Annotated in this window: 21 protein-coding genes; 16 read left to right on the top strand and 5 right to left on the bottom strand. The window is 42.6% G+C overall.

Features of this window, described 5'->3' with window-relative positions; all coding sequences use genetic code 11:
* Positions 1-261 precede the first annotated feature (261 nt).
* Positions 262-1,689, top strand: a complete 1,428-nt coding sequence (locus tag FHS45_RS18735; RefSeq protein ID WP_062443921.1) for an aldehyde dehydrogenase family protein — start codon at positions 262-264, stop codon at positions 1,687-1,689.
* 39 nt (positions 1,690-1,728) lie between these two features.
* Here the strand turns inward: FHS45_RS18735 and FHS45_RS18730 are convergent, their stop codons facing one another.
* Positions 1,729-3,087 (bottom strand): MATE family efflux transporter, encoded by a 1,359-nt coding sequence (locus FHS45_RS18730; RefSeq protein WP_062443924.1) that lies wholly within the window; start codon positions 3,085-3,087, stop codon positions 1,729-1,731.
* Positions 3,088-3,208: 121 nt separating this feature from the next.
* Here FHS45_RS18730 and FHS45_RS18725 point away from each other — a divergent pair, with 121 nt between their 5' ends.
* The 3 genes from FHS45_RS18725 (at position 3,209) to FHS45_RS18715 (ending at position 5,703) form a co-directional block, all read left to right on the top strand.
* Complete coding sequence (locus FHS45_RS18725; RefSeq protein WP_062443927.1) at positions 3,209-4,279, top strand: undecaprenyldiphospho-muramoylpentapeptide beta-N-acetylglucosaminyltransferase; 1,071 nt, start codon at positions 3,209-3,211, stop codon at positions 4,277-4,279.
* A gap of 24 nt (positions 4,280-4,303) precedes the next feature.
* Positions 4,304-4,654, top strand: coding sequence for a hypothetical protein (locus FHS45_RS18720; protein WP_062443931.1), 351 nt, complete (start codon positions 4,304-4,306; stop codon positions 4,652-4,654).
* Between the two features lie 218 nt (positions 4,655-4,872).
* Entirely contained in the window at positions 4,873-5,703 is an 831-nt protein-coding gene (locus FHS45_RS18715) for an aldo/keto reductase (protein ID WP_062443934.1), read from the top strand.
* Between the two features lie 368 nt (positions 5,704-6,071).
* On the opposite strand, the gene FHS45_RS18710 is transcribed toward FHS45_RS18715, so the two are convergent.
* Complete coding sequence (locus tag FHS45_RS18710) at positions 6,072-6,743, bottom strand: hypothetical protein (protein WP_062443936.1); 672 nt, start codon at positions 6,741-6,743, stop codon at positions 6,072-6,074.
* Positions 6,744-7,170: 427 nt separating this feature from the next.
* On the bottom strand, positions 7,171-8,976 hold the full coding sequence (ligD, locus tag FHS45_RS18705) for a DNA ligase D (protein ID WP_062443943.1): 1,806 nt from the start codon (positions 8,974-8,976) through the stop codon (positions 7,171-7,173).
* A 96-nt stretch (positions 8,977-9,072) separates the two neighbouring features.
* Here ligD and ku point away from each other — a divergent pair, with 96 nt between their 5' ends.
* On the top strand, positions 9,073-9,945 hold the full coding sequence (ku, locus tag FHS45_RS18700; protein ID WP_062443947.1) for a non-homologous end joining protein Ku: 873 nt from the start codon (positions 9,073-9,075) through the stop codon (positions 9,943-9,945).
* 55 nt (positions 9,946-10,000) lie between these two features.
* Here the strand turns inward: ku and FHS45_RS18695 are convergent, their stop codons facing one another.
* Entirely contained in the window at positions 10,001-10,561 is a 561-nt protein-coding gene (locus tag FHS45_RS18695) for a beta-class carbonic anhydrase (protein WP_062443950.1), read from the bottom strand.
* Between the two features lie 120 nt (positions 10,562-10,681).
* On the opposite strand from FHS45_RS18695, the gene FHS45_RS18690 reads away from it, so the two are divergent.
* From FHS45_RS18690 to FHS45_RS18675, 4 genes are all read left to right on the top strand, one after another.
* The gene (locus FHS45_RS18690) at positions 10,682-11,701 is read left to right on the top strand and encodes a TIGR00341 family protein (RefSeq protein ID WP_062443954.1); all 1,020 of its coding nucleotides are present in this window, start codon (positions 10,682-10,684) and stop codon (positions 11,699-11,701) included.
* 429 nt (positions 11,702-12,130) lie between these two features.
* Positions 12,131-13,879, top strand: a complete 1,749-nt coding sequence (locus tag FHS45_RS18685) for an ABC transporter ATP-binding protein (RefSeq protein WP_062443957.1) — start codon at positions 12,131-12,133, stop codon at positions 13,877-13,879.
* 44 nt (positions 13,880-13,923) lie between these two features.
* Entirely contained in the window at positions 13,924-15,909 is a 1,986-nt protein-coding gene (locus FHS45_RS18680) for an ABC transporter ATP-binding protein (protein WP_062447669.1), read from the top strand.
* Between the two features lie 33 nt (positions 15,910-15,942).
* Positions 15,943-16,752, top strand: a complete 810-nt coding sequence (locus FHS45_RS18675) for a S1C family serine protease (RefSeq protein WP_062443960.1) — start codon at positions 15,943-15,945, stop codon at positions 16,750-16,752.
* 307 nt (positions 16,753-17,059) lie between these two features.
* Here the strand turns inward: FHS45_RS18675 and FHS45_RS18670 are convergent, their stop codons facing one another.
* Positions 17,060-17,680, bottom strand: a complete 621-nt coding sequence (locus FHS45_RS18670) for a flavodoxin family protein (protein WP_062443964.1) — start codon at positions 17,678-17,680, stop codon at positions 17,060-17,062.
* A 155-nt stretch (positions 17,681-17,835) separates the two neighbouring features.
* On the opposite strand from FHS45_RS18670, the gene FHS45_RS18665 reads away from it, so the two are divergent.
* The 7 genes from FHS45_RS18665 to FHS45_RS18635 all read left to right on the top strand — a co-directional run bounded on the left by FHS45_RS18665 (position 17,836) and on the right by FHS45_RS18635 (position 25,776).
* Entirely contained in the window at positions 17,836-18,621 is a 786-nt protein-coding gene (locus FHS45_RS18665) for a PRC-barrel domain-containing protein (protein WP_062443967.1), read from the top strand.
* 323 nt (positions 18,622-18,944) lie between these two features.
* Positions 18,945-19,685 carry an RNA polymerase sigma factor SigI gene (gene sigI / locus FHS45_RS18660; protein ID WP_062443971.1) on the top strand — a complete coding sequence of 247 codons (741 nt, stop codon included), beginning with the start codon at positions 18,945-18,947 and terminating at the stop codon, positions 19,683-19,685.
* Positions 19,682-20,866, top strand: coding sequence for an anti-sigma-I factor RsgI family protein (locus FHS45_RS18655; RefSeq protein ID WP_062443974.1), 1,185 nt, complete (start codon positions 19,682-19,684; stop codon positions 20,864-20,866). The genes sigI and FHS45_RS18655 overlap by 4 nt, the downstream gene beginning before the upstream one ends.
* Before the next feature lie 309 nt (positions 20,867-21,175).
* On the top strand, positions 21,176-22,801 hold the full coding sequence (locus tag FHS45_RS18650) for a DUF6583 family protein (RefSeq protein ID WP_062443976.1): 1,626 nt from the start codon (positions 21,176-21,178) through the stop codon (positions 22,799-22,801).
* Between the two features lie 20 nt (positions 22,802-22,821).
* Positions 22,822-24,009, top strand: coding sequence for an ABC transporter permease (locus FHS45_RS18645; RefSeq protein ID WP_062443979.1), 1,188 nt, complete (start codon positions 22,822-22,824; stop codon positions 24,007-24,009).
* The gene (locus tag FHS45_RS18640; RefSeq protein ID WP_062443983.1) at positions 23,993-25,048 is read left to right on the top strand and encodes an ABC transporter permease; all 1,056 of its coding nucleotides are present in this window, start codon (positions 23,993-23,995) and stop codon (positions 25,046-25,048) included. The genes FHS45_RS18645 and FHS45_RS18640 overlap by 17 nt, the downstream gene beginning before the upstream one ends.
* Positions 25,045-25,776, top strand: a complete 732-nt coding sequence (locus tag FHS45_RS18635; RefSeq protein ID WP_062443986.1) for an ABC transporter ATP-binding protein — start codon at positions 25,045-25,047, stop codon at positions 25,774-25,776. The genes FHS45_RS18640 and FHS45_RS18635 overlap by 4 nt, the downstream gene beginning before the upstream one ends.
* The last annotated feature ends 30 nt before the right edge of the window (positions 25,777-25,806 follow it).

Raw genomic sequence — 25,806 nt, 5'->3', positions numbered from 1 at the left:
GACTTGATTTCAAGATGTTTGCCTGCATAATGGTCCGGTGGGGAAAGACTCCCTTTCCGCGGACATGCGCTGAGCCTCCTCGAGCTGACGCTCTGCGGGGTCTCACCTGTCATGCCCATCATTGCCTTTCATGGTAACGGATCCAACTATCTCGAAAGTGAGTCTTCAAGTAAAGGGAGCTTTACTGTAAATCGCAGAAGTGTTTTGGCCATCGGTTTTTCGGAAATAATTCACTACAAATACTAAATAAGGAGCGATGTTATGGTACAGACACATCACCTTTATATTAATGGAGAATGGGTGAAGACAGACAATCAGCTGGAAGTACTTAATAAATATACACAGGAGGTTTATGCCAAAGTATCCAAGGCAGGAGAGAAAGAAGTAGAGCAGGCAACCACAGCTGCAGAAACTGCTTTTAAAGAAAATCCACTACCTCCTTACGAGCGTTATAAAATTTTAAAAAAAGTCAGTGGGCTGCTTCAGGAAAATAAAGAAGAGCTGGCCAAAAATATTACAATGGAAGCTGGTAAGCCGTTAAAGCAGACACGAACGGAAATTGACCGCGCGACCCAGACGATTGAATTATCAGCAGAAGAAGCGAAGCGCATTCATGGGGAAGGCGTTCCGGTGGAAGCGGCTCCTGGTTCAGAAAACCGGATGGCCTATACGATGAAAGTTCCTGTTGGTGTTGTCGGAGCAATCAGTCCATTCAATTTTCCAATGAACCTTGTAGCGCATAAAATCGCTCCTGCGATTGCAGCAGGGAATACCGTTGTATTGAAGCCTGCGAGCAACACACCGATAACTGCGTTGAAGCTTGCTGAATTATTTGAGCAAGCTGGACTTCCGAAAGGATTTTTAAATGTTGTTGTCGGTTCCGGCTCGACGGTAGGGCAGCAGATGATGGAAGATGAACGGATCAATTTATACACCTTCACCGGAAGTGCTAATGTCGGCTTGAAATTAAAACAGAATACCGGTTTGAACAAGCTGATACTTGAATTAGGAAATAACTCACCAGTCATTGTTGACAAAGAAGCAGATTTAGATAAAGCTGCGAGCAACATTGCTCAGAAGAGTTTCGCATTTGCGGGGCAAGTCTGTATTTCCGTTCAGCGTCTCTATGTCCATGAAGATATTCAAGAAGCATTCCAGGACAAATTATTCCAGGCTATCGACCAATTGAATGTCGGCGATCCAAATGATCCGGAGACGGATGTAGGACCAATGATCAGTGAAGGAGAAGCCGAACGCGCCGAGCAATGGATTCAAGAAGCAGAAGGAAGCGGCGCAAAGGTTGTCTATGGCGGCAAGCGTGAAGGAGCATTACTGCATCCAACGGTGATTGCCAATGTGAAAAATGATATGAAGGTCGTCTGTGAAGAAATTTTTGCACCAGTTGTCAGCATGATACCTTTTTCAGATTTCAAGGAATGCATTGATGAAGTGAACAAATCCCAATACGGGCTCCAGGGAGGAATTTTTACGAAGAATCTGGAAACAGCCTTCTATGCGGCTAAACATGTCCATGTTGGAGGTCTTATGATCAACGACTCTTCACAGTATCGTGTCGACTTGATGCCATATGGCGGTGTCAAAAGCAGTGGCTGGGGTAAAGAAGGGCCAAAATATGCAATTGAGGATATGACCGAAGAGCGGTTGATTGTTTTCAACCTTGACCAATGATAGTGATAAACCAGCTGACACATAGTTGCCGGCTGGTTTTTACATATTATATAGCCTGATATTTCTTCGTTGCAGAAAAAACATCCGCACATATAAAGTGATGGCTCCTGCTGTCAAACCAATAATCAAGCTCATCCAATAACCATAAGGGCCAAGTGTTGTATAGTTGGCAAGCAGCCAGCCACTTGGAAGTCCGATTACCCAGTAGGAGACAAATGCCATGACAAGCGTTATTTTGACATCCTTATATCCCCGCAATATCCCTTGGATAGGGGCTCCGACAGCATCCGACAACTGGAACCAGATCGCGAAGAATATGAAGTTCTTCGTCAATTCAATCACGGCTGGATTAGAACTGTAAAGGCGGGCAACGCCGTCGTCGAAAATATATAATATCCCACCGGCCAGCACAGACATCGCTACCGCAATCAAGATACCTAAGTACGAATAAGTCCGAGCATCCCGATGACGATTTGCTCCTGTTTCAAACCCGACCGCAATCGTAAGGGTGAAGGCAATGCTGAGCGGAATCATGTACAACAAAGATGCGAAATTGATGGCCGCCTGGTGCGCGGCAATGGTATACGTATCATAAGCAGTCATGAAAAAAGTGACCGCTGCGAAAATGCTGGTCTCAAAGAAAATCGCAAATCCAATGGGAATGCCGATTTTCAGCTGCTCTCCCCAGGCCTTCAGCGAGGGGCGGATCCATTTGGAAAAGATTCGATAATGGCGGAATGGCTGAACCTTTTGAAGGATGATGACAGCTATGATGAAAGAGACCCAGTAGGTCAAAGCAGTTGCCAGACCCGCGCCGATACCGCCGAGTGCCGGAAATCCGAACTTCCCAAAAATGAATACATAGTTGAATAGAATATTGGTCGGAAGGGTAAGAAGAATGATGATCATCGATATCCTGGTATATCCTAAAGCATCTATGAAACTGCGATAGATATTGAATACGAATAACGGAATGATTCCTGCCCCGAGTGTAATCAAGTAATATTTAGCAATATAAGTAACGTCATCTGTAATATTCATTAGACCAAGTACAGGGTCGATCAAAAAGAATCCAGCGACACCGATAAAGATGGCAATTACGGCTGCCAGGTATGCCCCCTGTTTGACTGCGACAGGAATGTTACTGTCTTGTTTCGCTCCCTTTAGCTGTGCCACAATAGGAGAGATGGCCAGCATAATACCGTTCAGCCCGGTAAAAATAGGCAGCCATACATTGGAACCAATGGCAACACCAGCTAAATCCTCAGCGCCGGCTTGACCGGCCATAATCGTATCAAAAAAATTCATCGCATACATGCCGATCTGTGTGATAAGAATTGGGATGAGGATGATGAGGAAAAGCTTGATTTTCTGTTTCAAGGTTGAAGTTTCATACATATGTATCTTCCTTTTCTGATACAATTCACTTAGGATAGAGAGGATTATAGCACAAAATCAAAAGTTAACCTACATGAAATGATGAAATAGATAGGATGACGAAGAGAAAGGAAGTTTTTTTATGAGTAAGAAAAGAATATTATTCACTGGTGGAGGCACCGCTGGACATGTTATTGTGAACCTCGCTTTGATTCCGGAATTCAAAAAACAAGGGTATGAAATTGATTATATCGGTTCCCATAATGGGATAGAACGCCAGTTGATCGAAGACATCAATGGCGTTTCCTATCACGCTATTTCTACTGGGAAACTGCGTCGCTACATGTCGAAAGAAAACTTAAAAGACCCCTTCAAAGTCATGAAAGGTACCTTGCAGGCGTGGAATATCATCCGGAAACGGAAACCCAATGTCATTTTCTCAAAAGGCGGCTTTGTATCTGTGCCCGTAGTAGCGGCGTCATGGATGAACCGTATACCGGCAATTATCCATGAATCGGATTATACACCTGGACTTGCCAATAAACTGGCATCACGATTTGCGAAAAAAATCCTGGCGACTTTCCCGGAAACCATGGAATATCTACCTGAAGGAAAGAAAGAATACATCGGAGCTGTCATCAGGGAAGAACTATTTGAAGGAAATAAACAAAAAGGATTAGAGATGTGCGGCTTCTCTGCTTCAAAGCCTGTCCTGATGGTCATGGGGGGAAGTATGGGGTCCAAAAAAATCAATGATTCGATCCAAAACCAACTGGATGAATTGCTGGCTAAAATGCAAATCATTCATATCTGCGGGAAAGGGAATGTGGATGACTCAGTAAAACAGCCGGGTTATGCCCAATTTGAATATGTAACGGATGAATTAAAGGATCTTTTTGCTGCGACTGACTATATCGTCTCCCGGGCAGGTTCCAATGCTATCTTTGAATTCCTGGCCTTACGTAAGCCGATGCTATTGATCCCATTGTCCCGCCAGGCGAGCCGTGGTGATCAGATTTTAAATGCCGATTCATTCGTCAAGCAAGGGTATGCGAGAAAACTGGAAGAAGAAAATTTGACGGAAGATCGGCTGGTAGCAGAAATCGATAAGCTGTTTAGTGCTAAAGAGGAAATACTTCGAAATATGGAAAACTATCAAAGTCAGCAAGTCAAAGATAAAGTTGTACAATTGATACTAAGCTCTGAAAGATAATAACGGGATCAGGAGTCGATTATCGTGAAACATGTAATTTGTCATTACTGTAAAAAAAAAGTGAAGGACAGGGATGAGCTGGTTACTGCTTCGAATTGGTTTCGAATCAAGCCTTTTCATTATAAATGCTTCAAGGAACAAGAGCAGGAAATAACCGTTAGCATTAACGCCTGGAATCCCGTCAATGGTCCTGCAGGTAATCTCAGCTTTATCATCATGTTTGTTCTGGCTGTATGGATGCTGTTTACAGACACGCTCGGCATGATTGGTGATTTAATTGGCCTGGTCGCTTTATATCCGGTTTTTTTACGGATTCTATCATTTGTACTCATTGAGCTTACACTGCCTAAAATAAGCACACGTAAAAAGAGATAATACCTGTACTTAAATTAAAGTGGCAGTTAAGCAGTTGTGATCGCTTTGTTATTCGTTAATGGTTTTTCTGTCATGAAATTCCGCTCCCTTCCATTAACTTATAAACAGTATAATGCCAAAGAATGGATATTAGAAGGTTTTACATGAATGTATGAAAGGGTAGACAACTAAAGTGAACCATTTTATGTAGGAAGAAACAAGCAAAGGGGAGATAGAGTATGAGTCTTAGGGAAACGACTAAATTACGTAATCAAGTTGAAATGCCTTGGGTAGGGTTAGGCGTATATAAAATGGAGGATGGTCAGGAAGTGGTTGACTCCGTTAAAAATGCTTTAGAAATTGGCTATCGTCATATCGATACTGCTTCCTTTTATAAAAATGAGGAAGGTGTCGGACAGGCAATCAAAGAGAGTGACGTGCCTCGCGAAGAATTATTTGTTACCACAAAGGTATGGAATGATGAACAAGGGTATGAGGATACATTAGAAGCATTTGACCGCAGCCTTCATAAGCTGGGTCTTGAATATCTTGATCTATATCTCATTCATTGGCCGGTTCCAGGAAAATTCGTGGATACCTGGAAGGCGCTAGAGAAGCTTTATAAAGATGGAAAAGTCAAAGCAATCGGTGTCAGCAACTTTCTGCCGCACCACTTGGAAGAGGTCATGAAGGATGCAGAAGAAACGCCGATGGTGAATCAGATCGAACTGCATCCGGCACTCCATCAGCAGCAGACAAGAGAATTCTGTGAAGCAAATGAGATTCAAGTTGTTGCCTGGTCACCGCTTGCGCGTGCCAAGTATTTCGATGCGCCTGTCTTGAAAGAACTGTCCGAGAAATATGATAAAACACCAGCCCAGATCATCTTGCGCTGGGATTACCAAAGCGGTATTGTGACCATTCCTAAGTCTGTGAAGGAAGAAAGACAGCAGGAGAATGCCGATATTTTTGATTTTGAATTGACCGAAGAGGAAATCAAGCGTATTGATGAGCTTGACTTGGGAGAAGAAGGCCGCAACGGCCCTCACCCCGACACATTCGATTACTAAAATGAACAAAAAGGCATGGCCGGAAAAGCGCCATGCCTTTTTTATTAGTTGTGGTTAAATTACCGTGTTAATTTTTCCTGCATCAAGAGTGGACATAAAGGATGGTGTCCACAAGTGTGATTTCGAGAACTTCCTATGGCAAGGTCCGGTGGGGAACGGCGAGACTCCTTCGGGATGAGCATGACAGGTGAGACCCCGCAGAGCGTCAGCTCGAGGAGGCTCAGCGCATGTCCGCGGAAAGGGAGTCGTTCCCCATCGGTCCGATATGCAGGCAAAAGTCTCGAAATCTAGTCTTCGACTTTTCGTTCCTTTTGTGGAATAAGTCTCTTATTAAATATCAGCAACAATATTTAATGTAGCCATCTTTTTTAAAGAGGCAAGCTGCCTTCTACAAAAGAAATAAGCGTAAAAACGAGGACTAGGAACACAAGGTAAAGCAGCAGGGTCATAAAAAACACTTTGGGCTTTTTAAGGAGTGAGATATTCGGTTCAGCCAACGATTCTCTGTTACTTAATTTTTTCTCTAACTCATCCAACAGATGGTGAATCTTCTTTTGGTCTTTTAAATCAGTAGCTTCTCTTAATTCATTCATCACCTTAGTGAAGGCTTTTGGTATCACCTGGTGGTTATGTTTCTGTTCTTCTTTTCCGTTCACTTTTTGTTCCAGATTAATAATTTTATGAAAATATCTGTCTTTTTGACCGGCATCCAAATGCTTGCTTCTTTCAAATCGTAAGACCAGGTCTCCTAATAGATTGTCTAGGTCGTAATGAGCTTCTAAGTCTACACTCAGATCTCTTTCCACCGAACGGAATATCATGATTAATTTATGTCGCGAAATATCTTCTTCGCTGACTAACATGCTCTCGACGATATCCAGTAACGTATCGATCGCTTTATGGATTCTTTCTTTTCTTATTTTTTTTCCAGAAAACCATAAGCCTATCGGTCCGAGAATAAAGAACAATAACCCGCTGACAAAAGATACGATAATATTATTTCGATTCGCTTCCCAGAAGCTTAGAATCCATTCCACCATATCATCACTACCTTCTAAGCCTTTATATTATCTTATGTGAAGACTATTTCTATTAATACTAAGAGGTGCGCGGTGGTACCGTTCCATTGCAGGGGAGGTGAAAATATAGAAGAGAACAATTTATGTTTGTGAAAATTTTGCTTGTAAAGATGGTAACCAGGCATTTCGGATGCTGGAATAAAAAGACGACCTTACCCTGGGAGGGATAAGGTCGTTTTATATTATAATCAGAAAGGGGAATTACTGATTATTTTTTCAAGGAGCATGTGCTCCTCTTTTAATAATAAAATATGTGTTTTTAGCAAAAATGCATGGGGGTTTGTCTCTAGTAACACCAAAATATACGTTTGCCCGAAATGGAAGCTGTCCAGTTAAACAAGCATAAGATGAAATAATTTGTCTATATATTAAATTGAATAAAGCGAGGCTAAATCAGTCGCTTCATGTTTTCCAAAGGCTGTTGCTCTCTGACTTCATTCATTGTCCGGAAGGGACATCCTTTTTCATGCAGGCGGTCAAGCGTATTGCGGATCGTGAACAGTTTTGGATCCTTCAGTGACTCCAACTCTTCCCAAAATAGAGGAGTAGATACACTGGCTGCACTATTTCCTCGGGGGGAATATGGGGCGATGATCGTTTTCCCGGGGGCGTGTTGGACATGGTCGATGTACAACCGGCCCTTTCTGTTTTTCTTCAACCGTTCGATCGTGAACAAGTCTGGCTGATAATTGACTAAGGTAGCAGCGATTACTTCTGTAAACCGGCTTGTCTGTTCATAATTTAAAGACTTGTCCGGTAATGGCAGATAGACCTGAAGCCCCTTTCCTCCTGAAGTCTTAACAAAATCCTGAATCTCCAGCTCCTGAAAAATGGTATGCAGATGCTTGGCAGCCTGGACGGCAAGGTGAAAAGATTTGTCGTCTGGAGGGTCAAGGTCAAACACAATTTCTGAAGGATAATTGCTGTCCCGCTTTTGAAATGGAAGATGAAATTCGATTGCCGCCTGATTTCCAAACCAGGCTATATGAGCGGCCTTCGAAATCAATTGGTTACCATCCTCCTGTTTCTCAAAAATGTCAGGAGCATAATCGGGAAGGTTTTTTTGAAAGAATGCTTCGTTATCGATACCATCCGGATAACGGATAACGGTGAGTTTTCTGTCATCTAAAAACGGCTTCATATAAGGATAAATGTGTCGCAAGTAACGGATAAGCTCACGTTTCGTTAAAGATATTTCCGGAAATAAGTGTTTATCTAAATTGGTGTAAGCGACATCCTTCGGAGGCATGCTCAATTGCCAGTCCAATTGAGCTAACGTACAACCTTCTGGCTGGACATCCAAACGAAAACCGTGAAAAACCGGCTCTCTTAATTCCCCTCCATGGATCCCGAGACACTGGATATCCATACAAATAGCGGGTGGTAACTGATAATAATCCCCTTTCTTTGATCCTCGTTCTTTTACTGCCTGGACCAGCGTTTTCTTTTCAGTTTGGTCCAAGCCACGTTTGCATTTACCAATTGGATACAAGGAGCTATTTTTATCAAGGATAGCTATATCAAAATAGTCGTTTTGCTGGTGATAACCGGTGACAATGCCTGTAATCGTTCGCCAGTTCTTGATCTTTTTCCATTTTTCATTTTTCCCGACTTCATAAGGTGCCGTTTTAAGCTTTGCAACTATCCCTTCTCCAAGGTGGTCGTCCATACGCTGCTGGATGTCCTGCTTTCGATTGAATTGTTTCACGTACCCGAAAGGCACAGCGTATTTGATAGAAAGGGATAGATTTAATAACCGGAATAATCGCTCCAGCTGTTTTTTTCTTTCGATATAAGGGGCTGTCAATTTATTACCCTTCCATTCGAGGATGTCGAAGGCAAGCAGATGGGCTGGACGTTTACTCATTTCTTTAAGAATCCGTTCCTTGTTGCTCATCCGCGACCGTGTCTGTAAGGTATAAAAGTCGGATTGGTGCACGGTGTTCAACACCACTAATTCACCATCGAGAACAATTGGAAGGTGCTCCTTAATCCGGCTCGTTTGCTCGGTGAAAAAGTTACTGACTTCCGGGAATTGTTTTGTCAGTGACTTGCCGTTACGGCTGATTAGCTCCACTTTAGCCTCATCCCAGTGGACGAGGCAGCGAAACCCGTCATATTTTAATTCGTATACCCAACTTTTTCCGCTTGGCAAGCTATTATCAAGTACAGGCTGCATGGTTTTATACTTCATGACGACACCACCTTTAGCGTTAGTTTGGCAATCGATAGAAATGCTAAACATAATTATTCCCGGGATGTTCAAACTAATGAAAAAGAAGGTGAAGCAATGCACACGATGTGGAAAGGGACTATCAGTTTTGGACTTGTAAATATCCCGGTCAAATTACATGCGGCAACAGAAAATAAAGATGTAAAGATGCGTCAGCTCCATAAGGAATGTCAATCCCCCATCAAGTATGAAAAAGTATGTCCCGTTTGTGAGCGGGAAGTGGAACAGGAAGAAATCGTCAAAGGTTATGAGTATGCAAAGAATAAATTTGTATTGCTCGATGACGAAGAGATGGAAGAATTAAAAAAGGAGAACACCGACAAGTCAGTGGAAATCGTTGATTTTGTCGATCTCAAGGAAATCGATCCGATTTATTTTGAAAAAAGTTACTTTCTTTCCCCTAACGAGGGCGGTTCCAAGGCTTATGTACTTCTGAGGGAAGCCTTGCAGGATACTGGTAAAATCGGTGTTGCTAAAATATTGATCCGTTCCAAGGAGCAGCTGGCCGTTATCCGCGTCTATCAGAATACGCTGGTAATGGAGACGATTCATTATCCGGATGAAGTTCGTCAGACGGCAGATGTACCTAACGTACCTGAACAAGGAGAGACCGTTGAAAAAGAATTAGATACGGCGAAAATGCTGATTGATCAGTTGACAACAGAGTTTGATCCGGAAAAATACCAGGACGATTACCGTAATGCTTTGCTGGAACTGATTGAGGAGAAGAAAAGTGGAGATCAAGTGGCGACAGCGAAGGACAAAAAAGCGCCTGATAATGTAACCAACTTGATGGACGCACTCCAGGCGTCTCTTGATAAAGCAAATAAAAGTGGAGGGAAAACAGGGAAAAAGAAAACGACTGCAAAGAAAAGCAATACAACCAAAAAGAGTACGGCCTCCAAAAGCAAAGCGAAAAAGAATGCCTGATCAGTTTCACAAAAGTAAAAGGCTGTCCACATCATGGACAGCCTTATGAATCGTTCTATTGCTGATAGCCTTTTGTAACCAAGTCAAGTTTGCCAGATTCCGGGTCAATGACGAGTCCATGGACTGGTGTATCTTTTGGAAGCAGTGGATGATTGCGAAGAATATCGACACTATTCTGAACGGATGCTTCCACACTATCGAATCCCTGAAGCCAATCATTCACGTTGACACCAGCATATTCCAATGTGGTGAACGTCTCTTCGTTGACTCCTTGATCTTTCATCTTGGAGATTGTACTTGCGCCATCGAAGTTCTTCATACCACAGCCATGGTGTCCGATTACCATGATTTCATCAGCTTTCAGTTCATAAGCAGCGACAAACAAGCTACGAACCACACTGTCAAATGGATCGGTGACAATGGCACCGGCATTTTTGACCATTTTGACATCGCCATTTTTTACATTCAAGGCACGAGGAAGCAATTCCACAAGTCTAGTATCCATACAGCTTAAGATGGCAAGCTTTTTATTCGGAAACTTGTCCGTCTTGTAGTCTAAGTATTTTTCCTCTTCAACGAATTTACTGTTATAATCCAGTATCTCATCTAATAACATCTAATCCCTCCTAATAAGCTTATCTAATATTCTAACGAAAAAGCATCCGATTTGCAGGTATTTTGATAATTCGGGTATGATTTAGGAAACAATCGGCACGACGTGTAAGGAGACATGCGGATGGACATGCAACTGGTAGAGGTTTATATTCCCAATAAGCGGTTTGAATCGGTATACGAAAAGCTGCAAAGTTTCGAGGCACAATCTATGTGGGTTTCGAATGAGTCAGAAGACCGAAAGCTGGTACGTATCCTGGTAAAGACAAAAGATGTAGAAGATGTATTGGATTATTTGGAGGGCGTATCAGGTGTAGTAGATGGGTTTGAAACGATGCTTCTTCCGGTTAGGGCATATTTTTCTAAAGAAACCGTCAACAAAGCTGAAGAAAAGGAAGAAGAGGAAAAGAAGAAGGCAGCAGATAAAGAAGAATTGCTATTGCGGGCCAGTCGTCATGAATTGATCAGTAACGTAGAAAAAAGCAGCAATATTAATTTGAATTATACGATGATGATCGTTTTATCTGCTATAGTAGCAACCGTTGGCTTTATTAAAGATAGTGAAGCGGTTGTCATTGGTGCAATGGTAATTGCTCCCATGATAGGTCCCGTCATTGCTATCGCTTTTGCTTCGATACTAGGTGATTATAAACGTCTATGGAAGGCCTTTCAGGCATCTTTATTTGGGGTACTTATCGTTATTTTCATTTTAGTGACACTTGGTTATTTTTTTAATGTTGATTTAAAAACCACCCAGTACTGGGCCCGAACAGAGGTATCTGTGTCAGATATATTCCTGGGTATCGCCTCCGGGGCAGCCGGGGCTCTGGCTTTTTTGAACCGACTATCTGGAAACTTGGTCGGTGTAATGGTAGCGGTAGCTTTACTTCCCCCCACCGTGGCCTTCGGGATTTCCATCGGCGAGGGACTATGGGGAAATGCATATGGGGCGTTTTTACTGCTGATGCTTAATATTTCTTCTATTTTATTAGCTGCTGTCTCAATTTTTTCGATTGCAGGGATTCGCCCCGTCCGTTGGGAAGAGGTGCAAAAGGCCAACGTATCCCGACCATTGTCGATTGTATTTGTAACGTTATTGGTAATCATTTTGGCATTAACCATCTTGTTCGGACAAGAAGTATAATGGACATTTGTCGAAATATATAGCACGAAAGTTTCATTAAACTGTTGATTAAATATTTTGAAAACTATATAATAAATAATCATTAAGAAAAGGAGGCCACGACAATGAAAAAGCGTCAAGTTTTACACGTGCAAGTCCAACTTCATAAGAGACGTGGCCGGGTTGATGCCTGAATAGTAATCATGCACAGCCATCCTATTTAAATTTTTGCGGAAAAAGGGCCACGTATAGCTTCGTGGCCTTTTTATATGTATTCGGCATACGTCACGGACGTATGCCTTTTTACGTTGGTAATGCAATGCATATTGCTTACTATAAATTTTTTAGGAGGAATTAGTATGGAAATTTGTAAGCGTTTGAAGAAGCAGATAACAGAAGAATGGAAAGATGGCGGATAGCAACTAAATCAGAAGGGATGTGGAGAAGTTCATGTTTGGTGTGTTCAGTAAGTTAGGGTGGTTTTTTAAATTACATTGGAAAAGGTACACATTTGCAATCATTGCTTTGGTGATTGCAAGTGTGATTGATATTATCCCGCCAAAATTAGTGGGGATGGCAATTGATGAAATTCAATTCAACAGTCTCAGTTTAGGGCGGTTAGCAGAAATTATGTTGATTTATGGCGGCCTGATTGTTGCAAGTTACACGATATCCTTCCTATGGGACTATACGTTATTCGGGGGCGCAATCATGATGGAGCAGACGATGCGCTCGAAACTGATGAATCATTTTCTCAAAATGACGCCAAGTTTCTTTCAAAAGTTCCGGACTGGGGATTTGATGGCGAGAGCTACCAATGATTTAAGGGCGTTGAATATGACGGCTGGTTTCGGTATTCTTACCCTCGTTGATTCCACGATTTTTATGTTTCTCTTGATTGCAGTTATGGGATTTACAATCAGCTGGAAACTGACGCTGGCAGCTCTGATTCCATTACCGATCATGGCTGTTGTGATGAACCGCTATGGAAAGGCGATACACAAGCGATTTATGGAAGCACAGAAAGCTTTTGGAAACATGAACGATGATGTCCTCGAATCCGTGAAAGGTGTAAGGGTCATACGTGCCTTTGTGCAGGAAAAACAGGATGAAAATCGATTCAAGGCGATGACGGAAGATGTCTATGACAAGAATGTCGAGGTCGCTAAAATTGATGCCATGTTCGAACCGACCATAACGATATTAGTGGGAATTTCTTATACGATTGGATTGGGGTATGGCACATCCCTGGTTTTTCAAAATGTGATGACGCTTGGGGAACTGGTTTCCTTCAACGTTTATCTTGGAATGCTGATTTGGCCGATGTTTGCAGTTGGAGAACTGATTAATGTCATGCAACGGGGGAATGCATCGCTTGATCGTGTAAATGAAACGCTGAACCATAAACCCGATGTCACTGATCCTTGTCAGCCGAAACAACAGGAGCGACCTGGAAGAATTGTATTTAAGGATGTTTCCTTCCAATATCCTGGAAGCTCATTGCCAGGCCTGCAGGGAATTGATCTGGAAATTGAACCCGGGCAGACAATCGGTGTCGTTGGTAAAACAGGAGCAGGGAAGACCACACTGTTTCGACAGTTGTTAAGAGACTATCCTGGTATGACCGGTTCTTTGACGATTTCTAACACGCTGATCTCAGACTTTTCATTAGAAACTACACGGGCGTGGATTGGATATGTACCTCAGGAACAAGTATTATTTTCAAAAACCGTGAGGGAAAACATTCAATTCGGCAAAGCGGATGCCAGTGATGACGAAATTTACCGGGTAATGGAGCTTGCTCATTTTCTCGAGGATATCAAAAACTTAAGTGAAGGGTTGGATACAAAGGTCGGTGAAAGCGGAGTCACCTTGTCAGGAGGTCAGAAGCAGCGCGTTGCGATTGCAAGAGCCTTTGTCATGGAGCCGGAGATTTTGATTTTGGATGATGCGATGTCAGCGGTTGATGGAAAGACTGAAGCCAATATCATTCAACATCTTAAGGAAGAACGACAAGGGAAAACCACATTGATTGCTGCCCACCGACTTTCAGCTGTTGCCCATGCTGACCATATTGTTGTACTGGATGATGGCAAAATCGTAGAAGAAGGTAGCCACCAGCAATTGATGAAATCCCGTGGCTGGTACCGGTCCCAATATGAACTTCAGCAAATGGATGAAAAGGGGGCGGTCTCGTGAAGGCAGGACACAAGACAGAGAAGAAATTATTTCACTACGCATGGATGTTTCGTAAACCCATCAGTATCGGACTAATTTGCCTTGTTCTTGCAGTAGCACTGGAACTTACTGGTCCATTTATCGCAAAAAGGCTGATTGATCAGCATGTCGTCGGCATTGAATCGACCTGGCATCAAGTGAAAAGTGAAGATGATTATACGGTTGCTTATCAAGGAGACATTTATAAACGGGAAGATCGTCTTGGGAGGAGTGAAACTACTGATAATCCAGCCACAATTCTTCAAGTAGGAAGCAGCTATTATTTTGTTGATCAGGCGGTTCCTACGACAGGGAAAAGAGAAGTAGAAGGCGATACGCTGACGATACAGACTCCGGATGAAAAGCTGTCTGCACAGGCAGAAAAGCTGTCCCTTACCGAACTTTATCGCTTCTTTGAGCCGGAGCGGCCGGCGATATACCGTCTGTTAGGTTTGTATGTTGGTTTACTTTTAATTGCGGCAGTATTTCAGTTCTGGAATACATTTTTATTGCAGCGGACGTCGAATCGGATCATACAGCAGATGCGGGAAGATGTCTTCGCCCATATCCAGCGGCTGCCGATCAGCTACTTTATCAATCAGCCGGCAGGGAAGGTTGTTGCCCGTGTCACGAATGATACAGAAGCGATACGCGAGCTTTACGTGCGGGTTTTGGCTACGTTTGTGACTAGTTTTGTTTATATGACAGGTATTTATATCGCTTTGTTTTTGCTTGATGTACGGCTGGCGGTTATGTGTCTGCTTCTGGTACCGATTATAGCGATATGGATGGGTGTTTATAAATATTTTGGTGGAAAATATAACAAGGTTGTCCGTTCTACGGTTAGTGACATGAATGGAAACATCAATGAAGCAATCCAATGCATGTCGATTATCCAGGCTTTTCGAAGACAACGACAGACATCAGAAGAATTTGAGGCTTTGAACAGTAAGCATTTCATTTATCAGAAGAAGCTCATTCGTCTGAGTGCATTAACTTCCCACAACCTGGTTAATGTTTTGAGGAACCTGGCATTTGTAGCATTCATCTGGTATTTTGGCTCCCAATCCATCAGCGCACAGGGTGTAATCACGATTGGCGTTCTCTACGCTTTTGTCGACTATTTAACCCGGCTGTTTCAGCCTGTCAATGACCTTGTCAACCAGCTTCCACAGCTGGAACAGGCCCGGGTAGCAGCTGGGCGGGTATTTGAAATGCTGGAAGAGGAAGGCGAGGATGTCAAAGATTCCAAAGTGCCCCGCTATAAAGGGCATGTCCGCTTTGAGCATGTGTCTTTTGCTTACGAAAAAGATGAATATATCTTAAAAGATATCGACTTTGAAGTAGCAGCAGGACAAACGGCAGCTTTTGTCGGCCATACCGGTTCGGGGAAAAGTTCCATCATGAATTTGCTGTTCCGTTTTTATGACCCTCAGAAAGGGACTATTACAATTGACGGGCAGGATACGAAAGATTGGTCACGCCAGCAAGTACGAAGCCATATGGGAATAGTATTGCAGGATCCATTTTTGTTTACGGGAACTATTTTGTCGAATGTTACCATGAATGATCCTAATATTTCCCGGGAAATGGCGATTCGTGCCCTGAAGGCTGTTGGGGCAGATAGATTTATTAAAAAGCTGCCAAATCAGTATGATGAACCTGTTAAAGAGAAAGGGAGCTCTTTTTCCATGGGCGAACGGCAACTAATTTCTTTTGCCAGGGCGCTTGCTTTTGACCCTGCGATTCTAATCCTTGATGAAGCGACCGCCAATATCGATACGGAAACGGAAAAACTGATTCAGAACGCACTCCAAGTCCTTAAACAGGGTCGTACTACCCTTGTCATCGCCCATCGACTATCTACGATTCAACAGGCGGATCAAATTTTTGTGCTTCAGCATGGTACAATGATGGAAAAGGGAACACATGCGCAATTACTTGCTGAAGAAGGACTGTATTATCAAATGTATCAAATGCAGCAGGGAAAAGTGAAAGCAGCTGCAATGTGATTTCCTGCATTCTGTTATTAAGGTGGCGGCAAGATGGGGAAAGATGAACAGAAGAAAGATATTATTGACGAAGATCTTTATGAAGAAATAGATGAAGAAGAGTTGTATGAGCTTGTCCAGGAAGAAAAGCGAAAAGCCATCGCTCGTGCCCGTGAAGAAAAAGAGAAGCCTAGGCGCCCGTTTCCCAAATGGGCGTTTTGGCTTGTCGCTATCGTAATGGTCTTGAATCTGGGCGCGGTCATCCCGCAAACTTATTCGATCCCTGCCATTGATTTTTTGGTTACTTCTGCTAAGTTATCTGCCAACCCGGATATTGACGAGTACCAGGACGCTGTAGTTGTTGTGCAAGGGGGAGAGAGTAAAGGAACGGGGTTCGCTATATCAAGTAATGGCACAATTATTACAAATCATCATGTCATTGAGGATGAAAAGAGGATATCTGTAGCTTTTCCGGAAGAAGGGTTGTTCCATGCAGAGGTTAAGGCTTCTTACCCTGGTGTCGACCTGGCCGTTCTGGCGGTGGAAGGCAAGTCTCTTCCTCATCTTGAGCTGGCAGAAAGAACTACCTTTGAAACGGATGAATCCTTTTATTTTATTGGTAACCCCCTTCGTTTTACAGGAATTGCCAACCAGGGGACCATTATAGATTATACACAGCTGGACAGCTGGGAAAAGCCTGTGATGATGCTTGACGCCCCAGTGTATAGGGGAAACAGCGGGAGTCCTGTTATCAATGAGGAAGGGCAAGTGATAGGTGTGGTGTTCGCCACACTGAAACATGACGAGCATGGGGAAGTCGGACTTGCGGTCCCGATTGATTATTTCCATGAAAATACTGAGTAGTAAACAGAAGGAACCCCGTTACCTGTGTAACGGGGTTCCTTTTGAATAGTTAGGAAATTATAAAATTTTCTTTTTGTGGATAACTTTGCATGGTGGGTTACATCCAGCTCCAGCGCCTACCCCCTCGAGGTCTTAAGTCAATCCTCTCTGTGATTAGAAAAACTTGGCTTATCGCCAACGCTTTATGGCGAAAGCCTTAGTTTTACTTATACTTTAAACCTTTTTAAACTTAATTGGTCTAAAAGTACCAAGACCGTCACGCCGAGGCTTGTCTTAAGCTTGTCGGGGGTTAGCAAGGCGCTTGCGCTCATGAATCTATCACGTTTCCCAGGGTGGGGATGGGGTGGAACTTGAATAATTCAGCAAAATGAATCAAATTGTAAGTCATTCGTTCGATATTATCGAGTGCCACATGATCTCGTGAGATATCCACTGCTTCTTCTTGACTTGAGTCATGTCGCCCCTCGTAGGTGGCGTGAGCATGGGGAGGGATGGTAAATCCAATCATAGAGAGCTGGTAGAAAATTGACTGAGCAGCAGAGCGGCCTCCATCTTCTTTTGCTCCGGCTACGACTACTCCGCTAACTTTATTATAAAAAAGGGACTGTCCCTTTTTATTTTGCAAGTTTTGATAGCCTTGCAGCCGTTCCAGTATCAGACTGGCAATGCTGCTTTTTTCTCCCATAGAAATCGGTGTCCCGATAATTACGATATCTGCTTCCTTGATCTTATCGAATATAAATGGCCAGTCATCATCGCCATCCAGACGGTCGGTGATACCGAAAGAGATATGGAAATCTCTTAAATGAATCCGGTTCGTATCGATCTGTTCTCTCTGTAATATTTTTGTTGCTTCATGGAGTAATTGTTCTGTTTCACTGGCGTCTGTTCCGCGTTTTAATGTGGTGTTTAATAGAACTGCTTTCAACCTTCACCCTCCTTTCGCCATCACGCTTATTGTCTTTATACCTGTTATGAAAAAGAGATAAACCATCCGGAACAACTTACCTATTATAAGTTTGACTCTAAATTACACAGGGAAAAATAGTTATAAATTGCCAGCCTTTCATGAGGAGGGGTTACATGTTATATTTTGCTAGTACATTAAAAAACTATAATATCCAGGCCAACGACGGGGAGCTTGGTAAAGTGAAAGACTTATATTTTGATGACAAGAAATGGACTGTCCGCTATTTAGTGGCTGATACACGGAAATGGCTGCCCGGAAAGAAAGTGGTAGTCTCACCTTCCGGGGTAAAGGCAGTTGACACCGGAGAAGAAGTAGTCCATGTGGAAAATAATAAAGAAGATATCCGGCATAATGCGACCTTGGAAGAAAAACAGGATTTTTCTTATGAGAAAGAAATGGAATTATCCGACACCTTTGGGTGGAAACAATATTGGGCAGGTGAATTTCTATGGGGTGGCTATTTGACACCGATGGACCCGGTGGAAGAACCAGCGAGAGCAGCTGAGCCTCAAACGACTCAGGAACCACCTATTAATGATAATGTTCATGATAGGAAGGATAAACTGCGCAGTAGTGAAAGCATCAAAGGTGAATTTAAACACGGAGTTGTGCACGGAGAAAATGGCAAAATCGGCTATATTAAAGATTTAATGATTGATGAAGGTACTTGGAGAATAAGATATTTACTTGTAGATACTAGTGAATGGTCCACAAATGAACGGGTGCTGTTATCACCCGATTGGCTCCAATCGGTAGATTGGTTAACGAATGATTTTTATATTGATCTAAAACTCGAAACTATTGAAGACGGTCCTAATTATGAGAAAGACCAAACAGTGACAAAAGAATTTGAAGAGATGATTTATCGGAAATATCGCAAAGAACCCTATTGGCAGTAATACGAATATGGTTTATGGCCTCACCAGATGGTGAGGCTTTTTTCTTGCCAGAATTCTGTCCACAGGAAATAAGACCTATATTTTGAAATCATCATTTAATAAAATGTAAACAACCTGTGCTAGATAACAAGATGATAATTCGATAAGATAGTCACGTTGAACATTTTAGTGTAATAGAATAGACCCCTTAATATAGTTAGGTTATACTTCAGAAATAAGGTTGGTTGAAACATCTTTGTAACATAATTGAAAGAATTTTGATAAGAACACCCATAAAATAAAAGGCTCTCACGAAATTTCTTAATAGCTGGAGGTGGTAAAGGTTGATCAGGAGTCTGTTTGATAAGAAAACTGACACCTCCCTTAATGAGCAAGTGACATTAGCACAAGCGGGAGACGAAGAAATTCGTAATCACCTTTTACAACAATATCAACCTTTTATCGCCAAAAATGTTTCTGAAGTATGTAAACGGTATATTGATCAACATAAGGATGATGAATTCAGCATCGGGCTGATGGCATTCAATGAAGCGATCGACTCCTTCTCTTCCCAAAAGGGAAGCTCTTTCTTATCTTTTGCGCGCCTGGTCATTAAGCGTAAGGTGATTGATTTTATCCGGAATGAGCAGCGCCACTTGATGGCTGCTTCCCTTGATGAAGATTATGAGAATGAAGAGCAGATGGAGAACCCATCTGAGATTACGGCCGCTAAAGAACAATACGAACGCCAGACAGAAGCATGGTACCGACGGGAAGAGATCAAGGATTTTCAATTGAAGTTGAAGCAGTACAAGCTATCTTTCAAAGAACTAACCGAAGTATCTCCTCAGCACCGGGACGCTCGTGAATCAGCGATTCGGGTAGCCAGGGTAATTTACACAGATGCAGAACTAAGGGAACAAGTCTTGAAAAAGGGCAGACTGCCAATCAAAGATCTCGTTGGACGTGTGGATGTCAGTAAAAAAACGCTGGAACGGAACCGGAAATTTATTCTGGCGATGGTCATCATTCTTAGTGAAGAATATGTGTACCTAAAAGACTATATTAAGGGGGTGGGGTTGTGAGAAAAGGAATTGTCATGGAACACCACCGTGGTTATACCATTGTTCTTACCGAGTTTGGTACTTTTCACAAAGCAAAACCACTGAATGATGTAGAAGTCGGAATGGAATCCCATTACGAGCTTCTGCCGGAAAGAAAGAGATCAGCTGGATTTTTTCTGTTGAAAACGCAGCATGCCAGGCTGCGGATAATAGCGATGGTAACAGCAATTCTTCTTGCACTTTTACCTTTATATTCCTGGTATGACAGTAATAAAGCATATGCTTATGTAAATGTCGATATCAATCCAAGTGTTGAAATGGAAATTAATGAAGACAGACAGGTACTGGACATGATTCCCCATAATGAGGATGCAGCTGAACTGCTCGATGGATTTTCCTCATGGAAGCATGAAGCTGCAGAAGAAGTAATTGTCCGATTTATTGAGCTTAGTGAGGAACAAGGAATGATGAATGAACTTGACAGTGTTCTGGTAGGGGTCAGTTATTTGAACGAAGAGTTGGAATTTGATTTTACCGAAGAGATCGAAGATTATGTCGATGAACAATTAGCCACTTTAAGTGTAGCGGCTTTTGTTGTGCCTGAAAGTGTCCGTAATAAGGCGAAAGAAGTGAACAAACCGGTCAATCAATATATGGCTGAAACACTATCGGATGACAGTTCCACTGTACAAGATCAGGATGTTTCTACTAGCGAGGTTCCGCAGCTGGATGGGGAAGATAAGGATATCATTCAATCTTTTTATAAATCAGAAGAACCAAAGGACCCCGTGAAGAAAAAGGAAGAGGAGTCAAAGAAAAAGCAGGTTAAAACTGAAAAAGCGAAACAAACAACTCCTCCTGGTAAGGAAAAACAAAAGTCATCGCCTGGCGAGAAGAAGAACGATCACCCTGGCCAAGGAAAAGGGCTTGAAAAGAAAAAACCTGGAAAAAATTCAACTGAGAAAAAAGAAAACCATACAAAAGGGAATGAACCTTCCACTAAAGCAAACGACAAGGTGAAAGAAAAACAGCCGCCTGGTCAAGAAAAAAAGAAGGGTCATTCTCCTTCTGGTGCAGATAAATCCAAAAATAAATCTACCGAAAGACCGGATAATAGTAAGACTCCCCCTGGGCAAAAGAAAAAAGATACAGGTAAAGATACTCAACCGCCAGGACACGTAAAAAAAGAAAATAGAAAATGAACGAAAACCGCAGGTGCTTGTATATGGCCTGCGGTTTTTTGTATTTATAATTGTTTCAGTTTTTAAAGGAGTAGAGTAAAAGAAAGCCCTGGATTGTCCTCAGATGGAATTGGCGACGATTTAGTTTTTTAACATGGTTTTCGAATAAGGTGAATAATATTAATTGGACAAGCAAATACATATATCTATTTTTCTTTGAAAATAGTATACTGACATCAACTTGTAATATTTAGTATTTATTTGAAACTTTTAGTAGCCAGGGTCGTATAACAATTAGGGAGAATGATTACACAAAATAGGGGGAGAAACATGAGCTACCAACGAAACAAGGGGACCGCTAAAGGAAGAGGCAGGGTAAAAAACTGGATATTTATAATGGCGACAGTTATCATTGTTGCGGGAATTGGCGCCACCGCTTTCGGTGTCATGAAGGATAAAGATCCGATGACTCGTTATTTGACTGCAGAGCAGAATACAATTGAAAAACAGATGACTTTTCTGGAAAGCCAATCAGAACAAATGGAAGAATTGGAAGAGAAAATGACCGAAAGTGCTTATCACAGTTCTTCTACGGTAACAGCAGATTTTAATGTCGAAGATGGTGCTCAGTCATTCGGTGCTATGCTCCCGATGATTAAAGGGATGGTTTCGTCTGCTAAATTAGAGACAGAGCAGATGGTGGACCCTGGCACTAAAGAGACGTTCATGGCGTTAGACTTGCTGTTCCAGGGCCAAAGCCTGGGAAACGCGGAAATTTACCAGAACGAAAGTCAAGCAGCTTTAAAAGTTCCATTTCTTTATGAAGACTATTTTACCTTGCCAAACGATCAACTGGGTGAATTTTTGCGTAAGCATGGGGAAGAGGCAGCCGGCATGGAGGAACTGCCGAACCTGGCTGAATACCAATCTGCCACTTTGACAGCTGATGAATTGGATGAGATTGCGAAAGACTATACGACAACTTTAATCAAAGAGCTGGACAAAGATCAATTCGAAATGGAAAACGGTGTGCGTTACGAAAATGCTAAGTATGACAAAGTCACCCTGAGCCTTTCGGAGCAAGAATCAAAAGACCTTATAAAAGTGTTGTTAAATAAATTGAAAAATGATGATCGTATTTGGGATTTGGTTGAAACACAAATGAAATTGAATATGGCTGCAGGGGATGTCGAGGATGGGAAAACCGCTGTGGAAGAGTTGGAAAACGAAGTAGATAATATTCAAATGCCGGATGGCTTCAAGCTGGAAGCCTACCTTGACGGGGATTTAGTTGCTTATCGGGACATCAATTTTACGATAAGTCATGCAGAAGCAGAGGAATCAGCTGCTATCTCATTACGTACGAATTACGAGGAAAAGGATGAAGCTTATACATCTAAGGTAGCGATGGACGTTGTCCCGTCCGGTGAAGATGGAACATTCTCCTTCCGTCTGGATGAAAACGGAGAAAAATCCGGAGACGCGCTTCATGTGGATCATGACATTTCCTTTTCGATGGAAGAGGAAGGCCAGACCTCTACTATAGGAGTGACCCTTTCTTCTGTACTGGAAGGGGCAAGCACCGAAACTACATTTGATATTGTAATGGATGGTGCCGCTTTTGCCGGCGGTCCCGTTCCTGAACTGAGTGGTTATATCAATACAGCTTCTGAATTAGATGAGGATAAGGCAAATCAAAACCTGGATGTCGGGTTAGATTTCGCTATGGAAGACCCAATGATAGGCCCAGTCAGTGGTATGGTTGAATTTAATATCATTACCGATACCGAATTTACAAATGCTTTGGATTTTCCTGACCTTACAGAAACCGGCACCGTGAATGTAATGGAAACAAGTGATCAGGAAATGGAATCAATTATGCAGGAAATAGAAATGAACCTGCAAAAATATTATATGGATATGTTCGGTAACTTTGGAGGGCTGGGAGCCTTTTAAAGAGTGAAGGAGGAACGGTCGTGCAAAGCATCTCGCTTTTTTTGCTAGAAATCAGAGCGGCTGCCAGGCGGCCGCTCCTTCTTTTTTTATGTGTAGTTGCACCGTATTTACTTTTAGGATTGTTAGGATATGGAATAGCAGGGTTCCTGAATGGAGAGAATGAGCCGATTAAGGTCGCTATTGTTGATGGGGACCAGACCTTTGAAACAAAGTCCCTGATCAACCAGCTGCAGGAAGACGAGACGCTAAACGACCAATTACGGTTCATACCGGAAGAAATAGATGAAGTAGAAAAAGGGCTCCGTAACGGGGAATGGACAGGGGCCGTAATCATTCCAGCAGGTTTCACTGCTGATTTAAGAAGTGGTACTAACACTCCAATGGAAGTATGGCTGAATGACACTAAACCGTTAGAGTCAGGTGTTGTGCAGTTATTACTGGACAGCGCAGCAAGTTACATATCTGCCGCGCAAAGTGGCGTCAATGCGGTGTATCAATCAGTAATACAACCCATGGAAAATTCGGAGGAGCGTCAACAATTACTGCAGCAGGTCATCATTACTTTTACATTGGAGGCGCTCGATCGGAATGGTCTGTTTGTGACGGAAAACATAGAGCGAGGAGCATCCATTGGCTGGGTGAATCATGCTGCAATAGGTGCCTGGATGCTGGGTTCTTGGTTGTCACTTAGCTTATTCATCGCTTCCCGACAGTCGTTGCTGCACGGGGGTGTGAGAGATCGGCTGCAAACGATGAATATAGGAAAAGGGCGTATATATCTTGTCCATGCCGCCTTATTCTTTCTTTTTATTTTAATTGGGAATGAGATGTTTTTCTTTGTTTATGGTTTTTATGTCCAAGAAGCACTTCAACCCTCTCAGTTACTGCTATTGTTTCATGCGTTGTTACAAGCGGGTCTGGCAGCTTTTTTCCTTGCTGTTACCAGAAGAAAAGTGGAAGCTGCTTTATGGTATGGTATCTTATCACTCCCTTTACTCTTGGCAAGCGGAGTGTTAATTCCACGCAGTTATTTGCCTCAGTGGCTGAATAACGTGCAGGATGTTTTACCTTGGCATCGTATCTATCAGGGGCTGCAGGAGACATCCCTATTTTTCTTACTTGTTCCATCGGGGTGGGGACTGGCACTGGTCTTTACATGTTGGCTTATTATTCGGAAGGTGGAGAAGCGTAATGGGTACCCAGCTTAGACTGCAATTCATCCGGTTCATGCAATGTTGGAGAAGCCTGTTATTTCTGTTTTTCTTCCCTTTCGTGTGTGTCCTTGGAGTTTATCCGTTTCTTTCTGCCACTGTATCAGGGAGTCAAGTGCCAGTAGGGTGGGTGGATCAGGATAATACGCAGTTTTCTTCACTCGTCTATGAACGTCTTGAAGAAAATGAACGCCTTAACCTGAAAAAACTTGATTTAGAGGAAGCAAAAAGGCTGGTGCAGATCGGAGAATTAGAGGCAGCTTTCCTTATTGAGGTTGGTTTTGAAGAGCAACTGAAAACGGGGGAAACGGGGGATACAATCCGTTGGCTTCGCACGGAAGCTTCCGCTTTCGACGCTTTTGCAAAAGAAAAAGTCGCTTCAGAAGCGACCCGTCTCCTGCTTAACAGTAAATCCGCTCAATTCGCTGCGGAGTATCAGGGGGATTCGGTTTGGGGGGATACGTTCACACAAGCGGATAGTTATTGGCAGCCAGATCCACTTTTTAAAATGGATTTCCATTGGGTCAGCGGGCTGGGGAAGGAAAAAGAAGCAATTCCATTGGCGGTAAAGGGAGTGCTTTCCATTTTGCTTGTATATCTCATGGGGGCAGCTATTTATCTTTACTTACCCCTATTCCATGATCGCCGTACAGGATTATTGACGCGGATGAAGCTGACTGGCAGCCATGTCTATTCTTACTACGTTGTTTTATTCCTATTGTCGTTAGGCATATTACTTGGTGTTACTTTCCTAGTACTTACACTCGTTACGTTTGTTTTTCCAATTTCCTGGACTCTGCTGCTCCCCTCGCTGCTAAAAGTTGCAGGTGTCATCAGTATTGTCCATGCATGCTGGCTGGTGCTGGCAATACTCGTTAAAAATCAAAGAGTATTTATCAGCGTAACTACCGCTATTATTGTGGTTTCTTTTCTTTTTGGAGGTATACCTTTAGAAAGTGTGGATAGTGTTTTTTTGGAAAAATGGCTGCCGCACGGCTGGCTGTTCCATCAAATTTGGCTGGAGGGACTCGTATGATCCGATCAGAAGCGATAACTAAAAGTTATAAAAGGAAACCGATTCTTCATGATCTGACCTTTCATATTAATCCTGGGGAATCGCTTGGCATCATTGGTCCCAATGGAGCAGGCAAAACAACGTTATTAAAATTGCTAGCTACGATTGAAAAGCCGTCAAGCGGGACGTTGCTTTTTGAAGATCATCCTTACAGGAACCAGGTGAAAAATATTCGAAAACGCATAGGTTATATCTCCCAGGAGATCGCTTTGTTTGAAGGGTTGAAAGTGAAGGAGCAAATCAATTCCTGGCGTAAACTCAGTGCATCAGTAATCGATGATATTTACGTAAATAATATGCTGGAAGTATTACGACTGGATGAGGTGATGAACCAGCGGACAGAGGATTTATCAGGAGGATGGAAGCGAAAACTCCATTTATACATTGGGTTATTGCACAGGCCGGAAATTTGTCTATTAGACGAGCCTACCGCTGGAATAGATATTGCCGCCAAAGTTGAAATTATTGATTGGCTGAAAAAGTTGAATGAATCTGGTGTAACACTCATTTATATCAGCCATGACTGGTATGAGCTTACCAGGCTGAGTAAACGACTGTTATTGATGGATAAAGGGGAGCTTGTTTTTGATGGAGGGATGAAAGACTTGCTTCATTTTGCCGCCAACGACTATAGTGGGGAGCTGGCAAATATCGTCCGTGCCGGTAAGGAAACATTAGGCCATAATTAAGAGCCTGCTTGTGTGCAGGCTCTTTTTTTG

It is taken from the genome of Thalassobacillus devorans (assembly GCF_011761345.1).
Lineage (GTDB): Bacteria > Bacillota > Bacilli > Bacillales > Halobacillaceae > Thalassobacillus > Thalassobacillus devorans.
The sequence above is the reverse complement of the archived record's forward strand: the minus strand, read 5'-3'. Positions and strand labels throughout refer to the sequence as shown.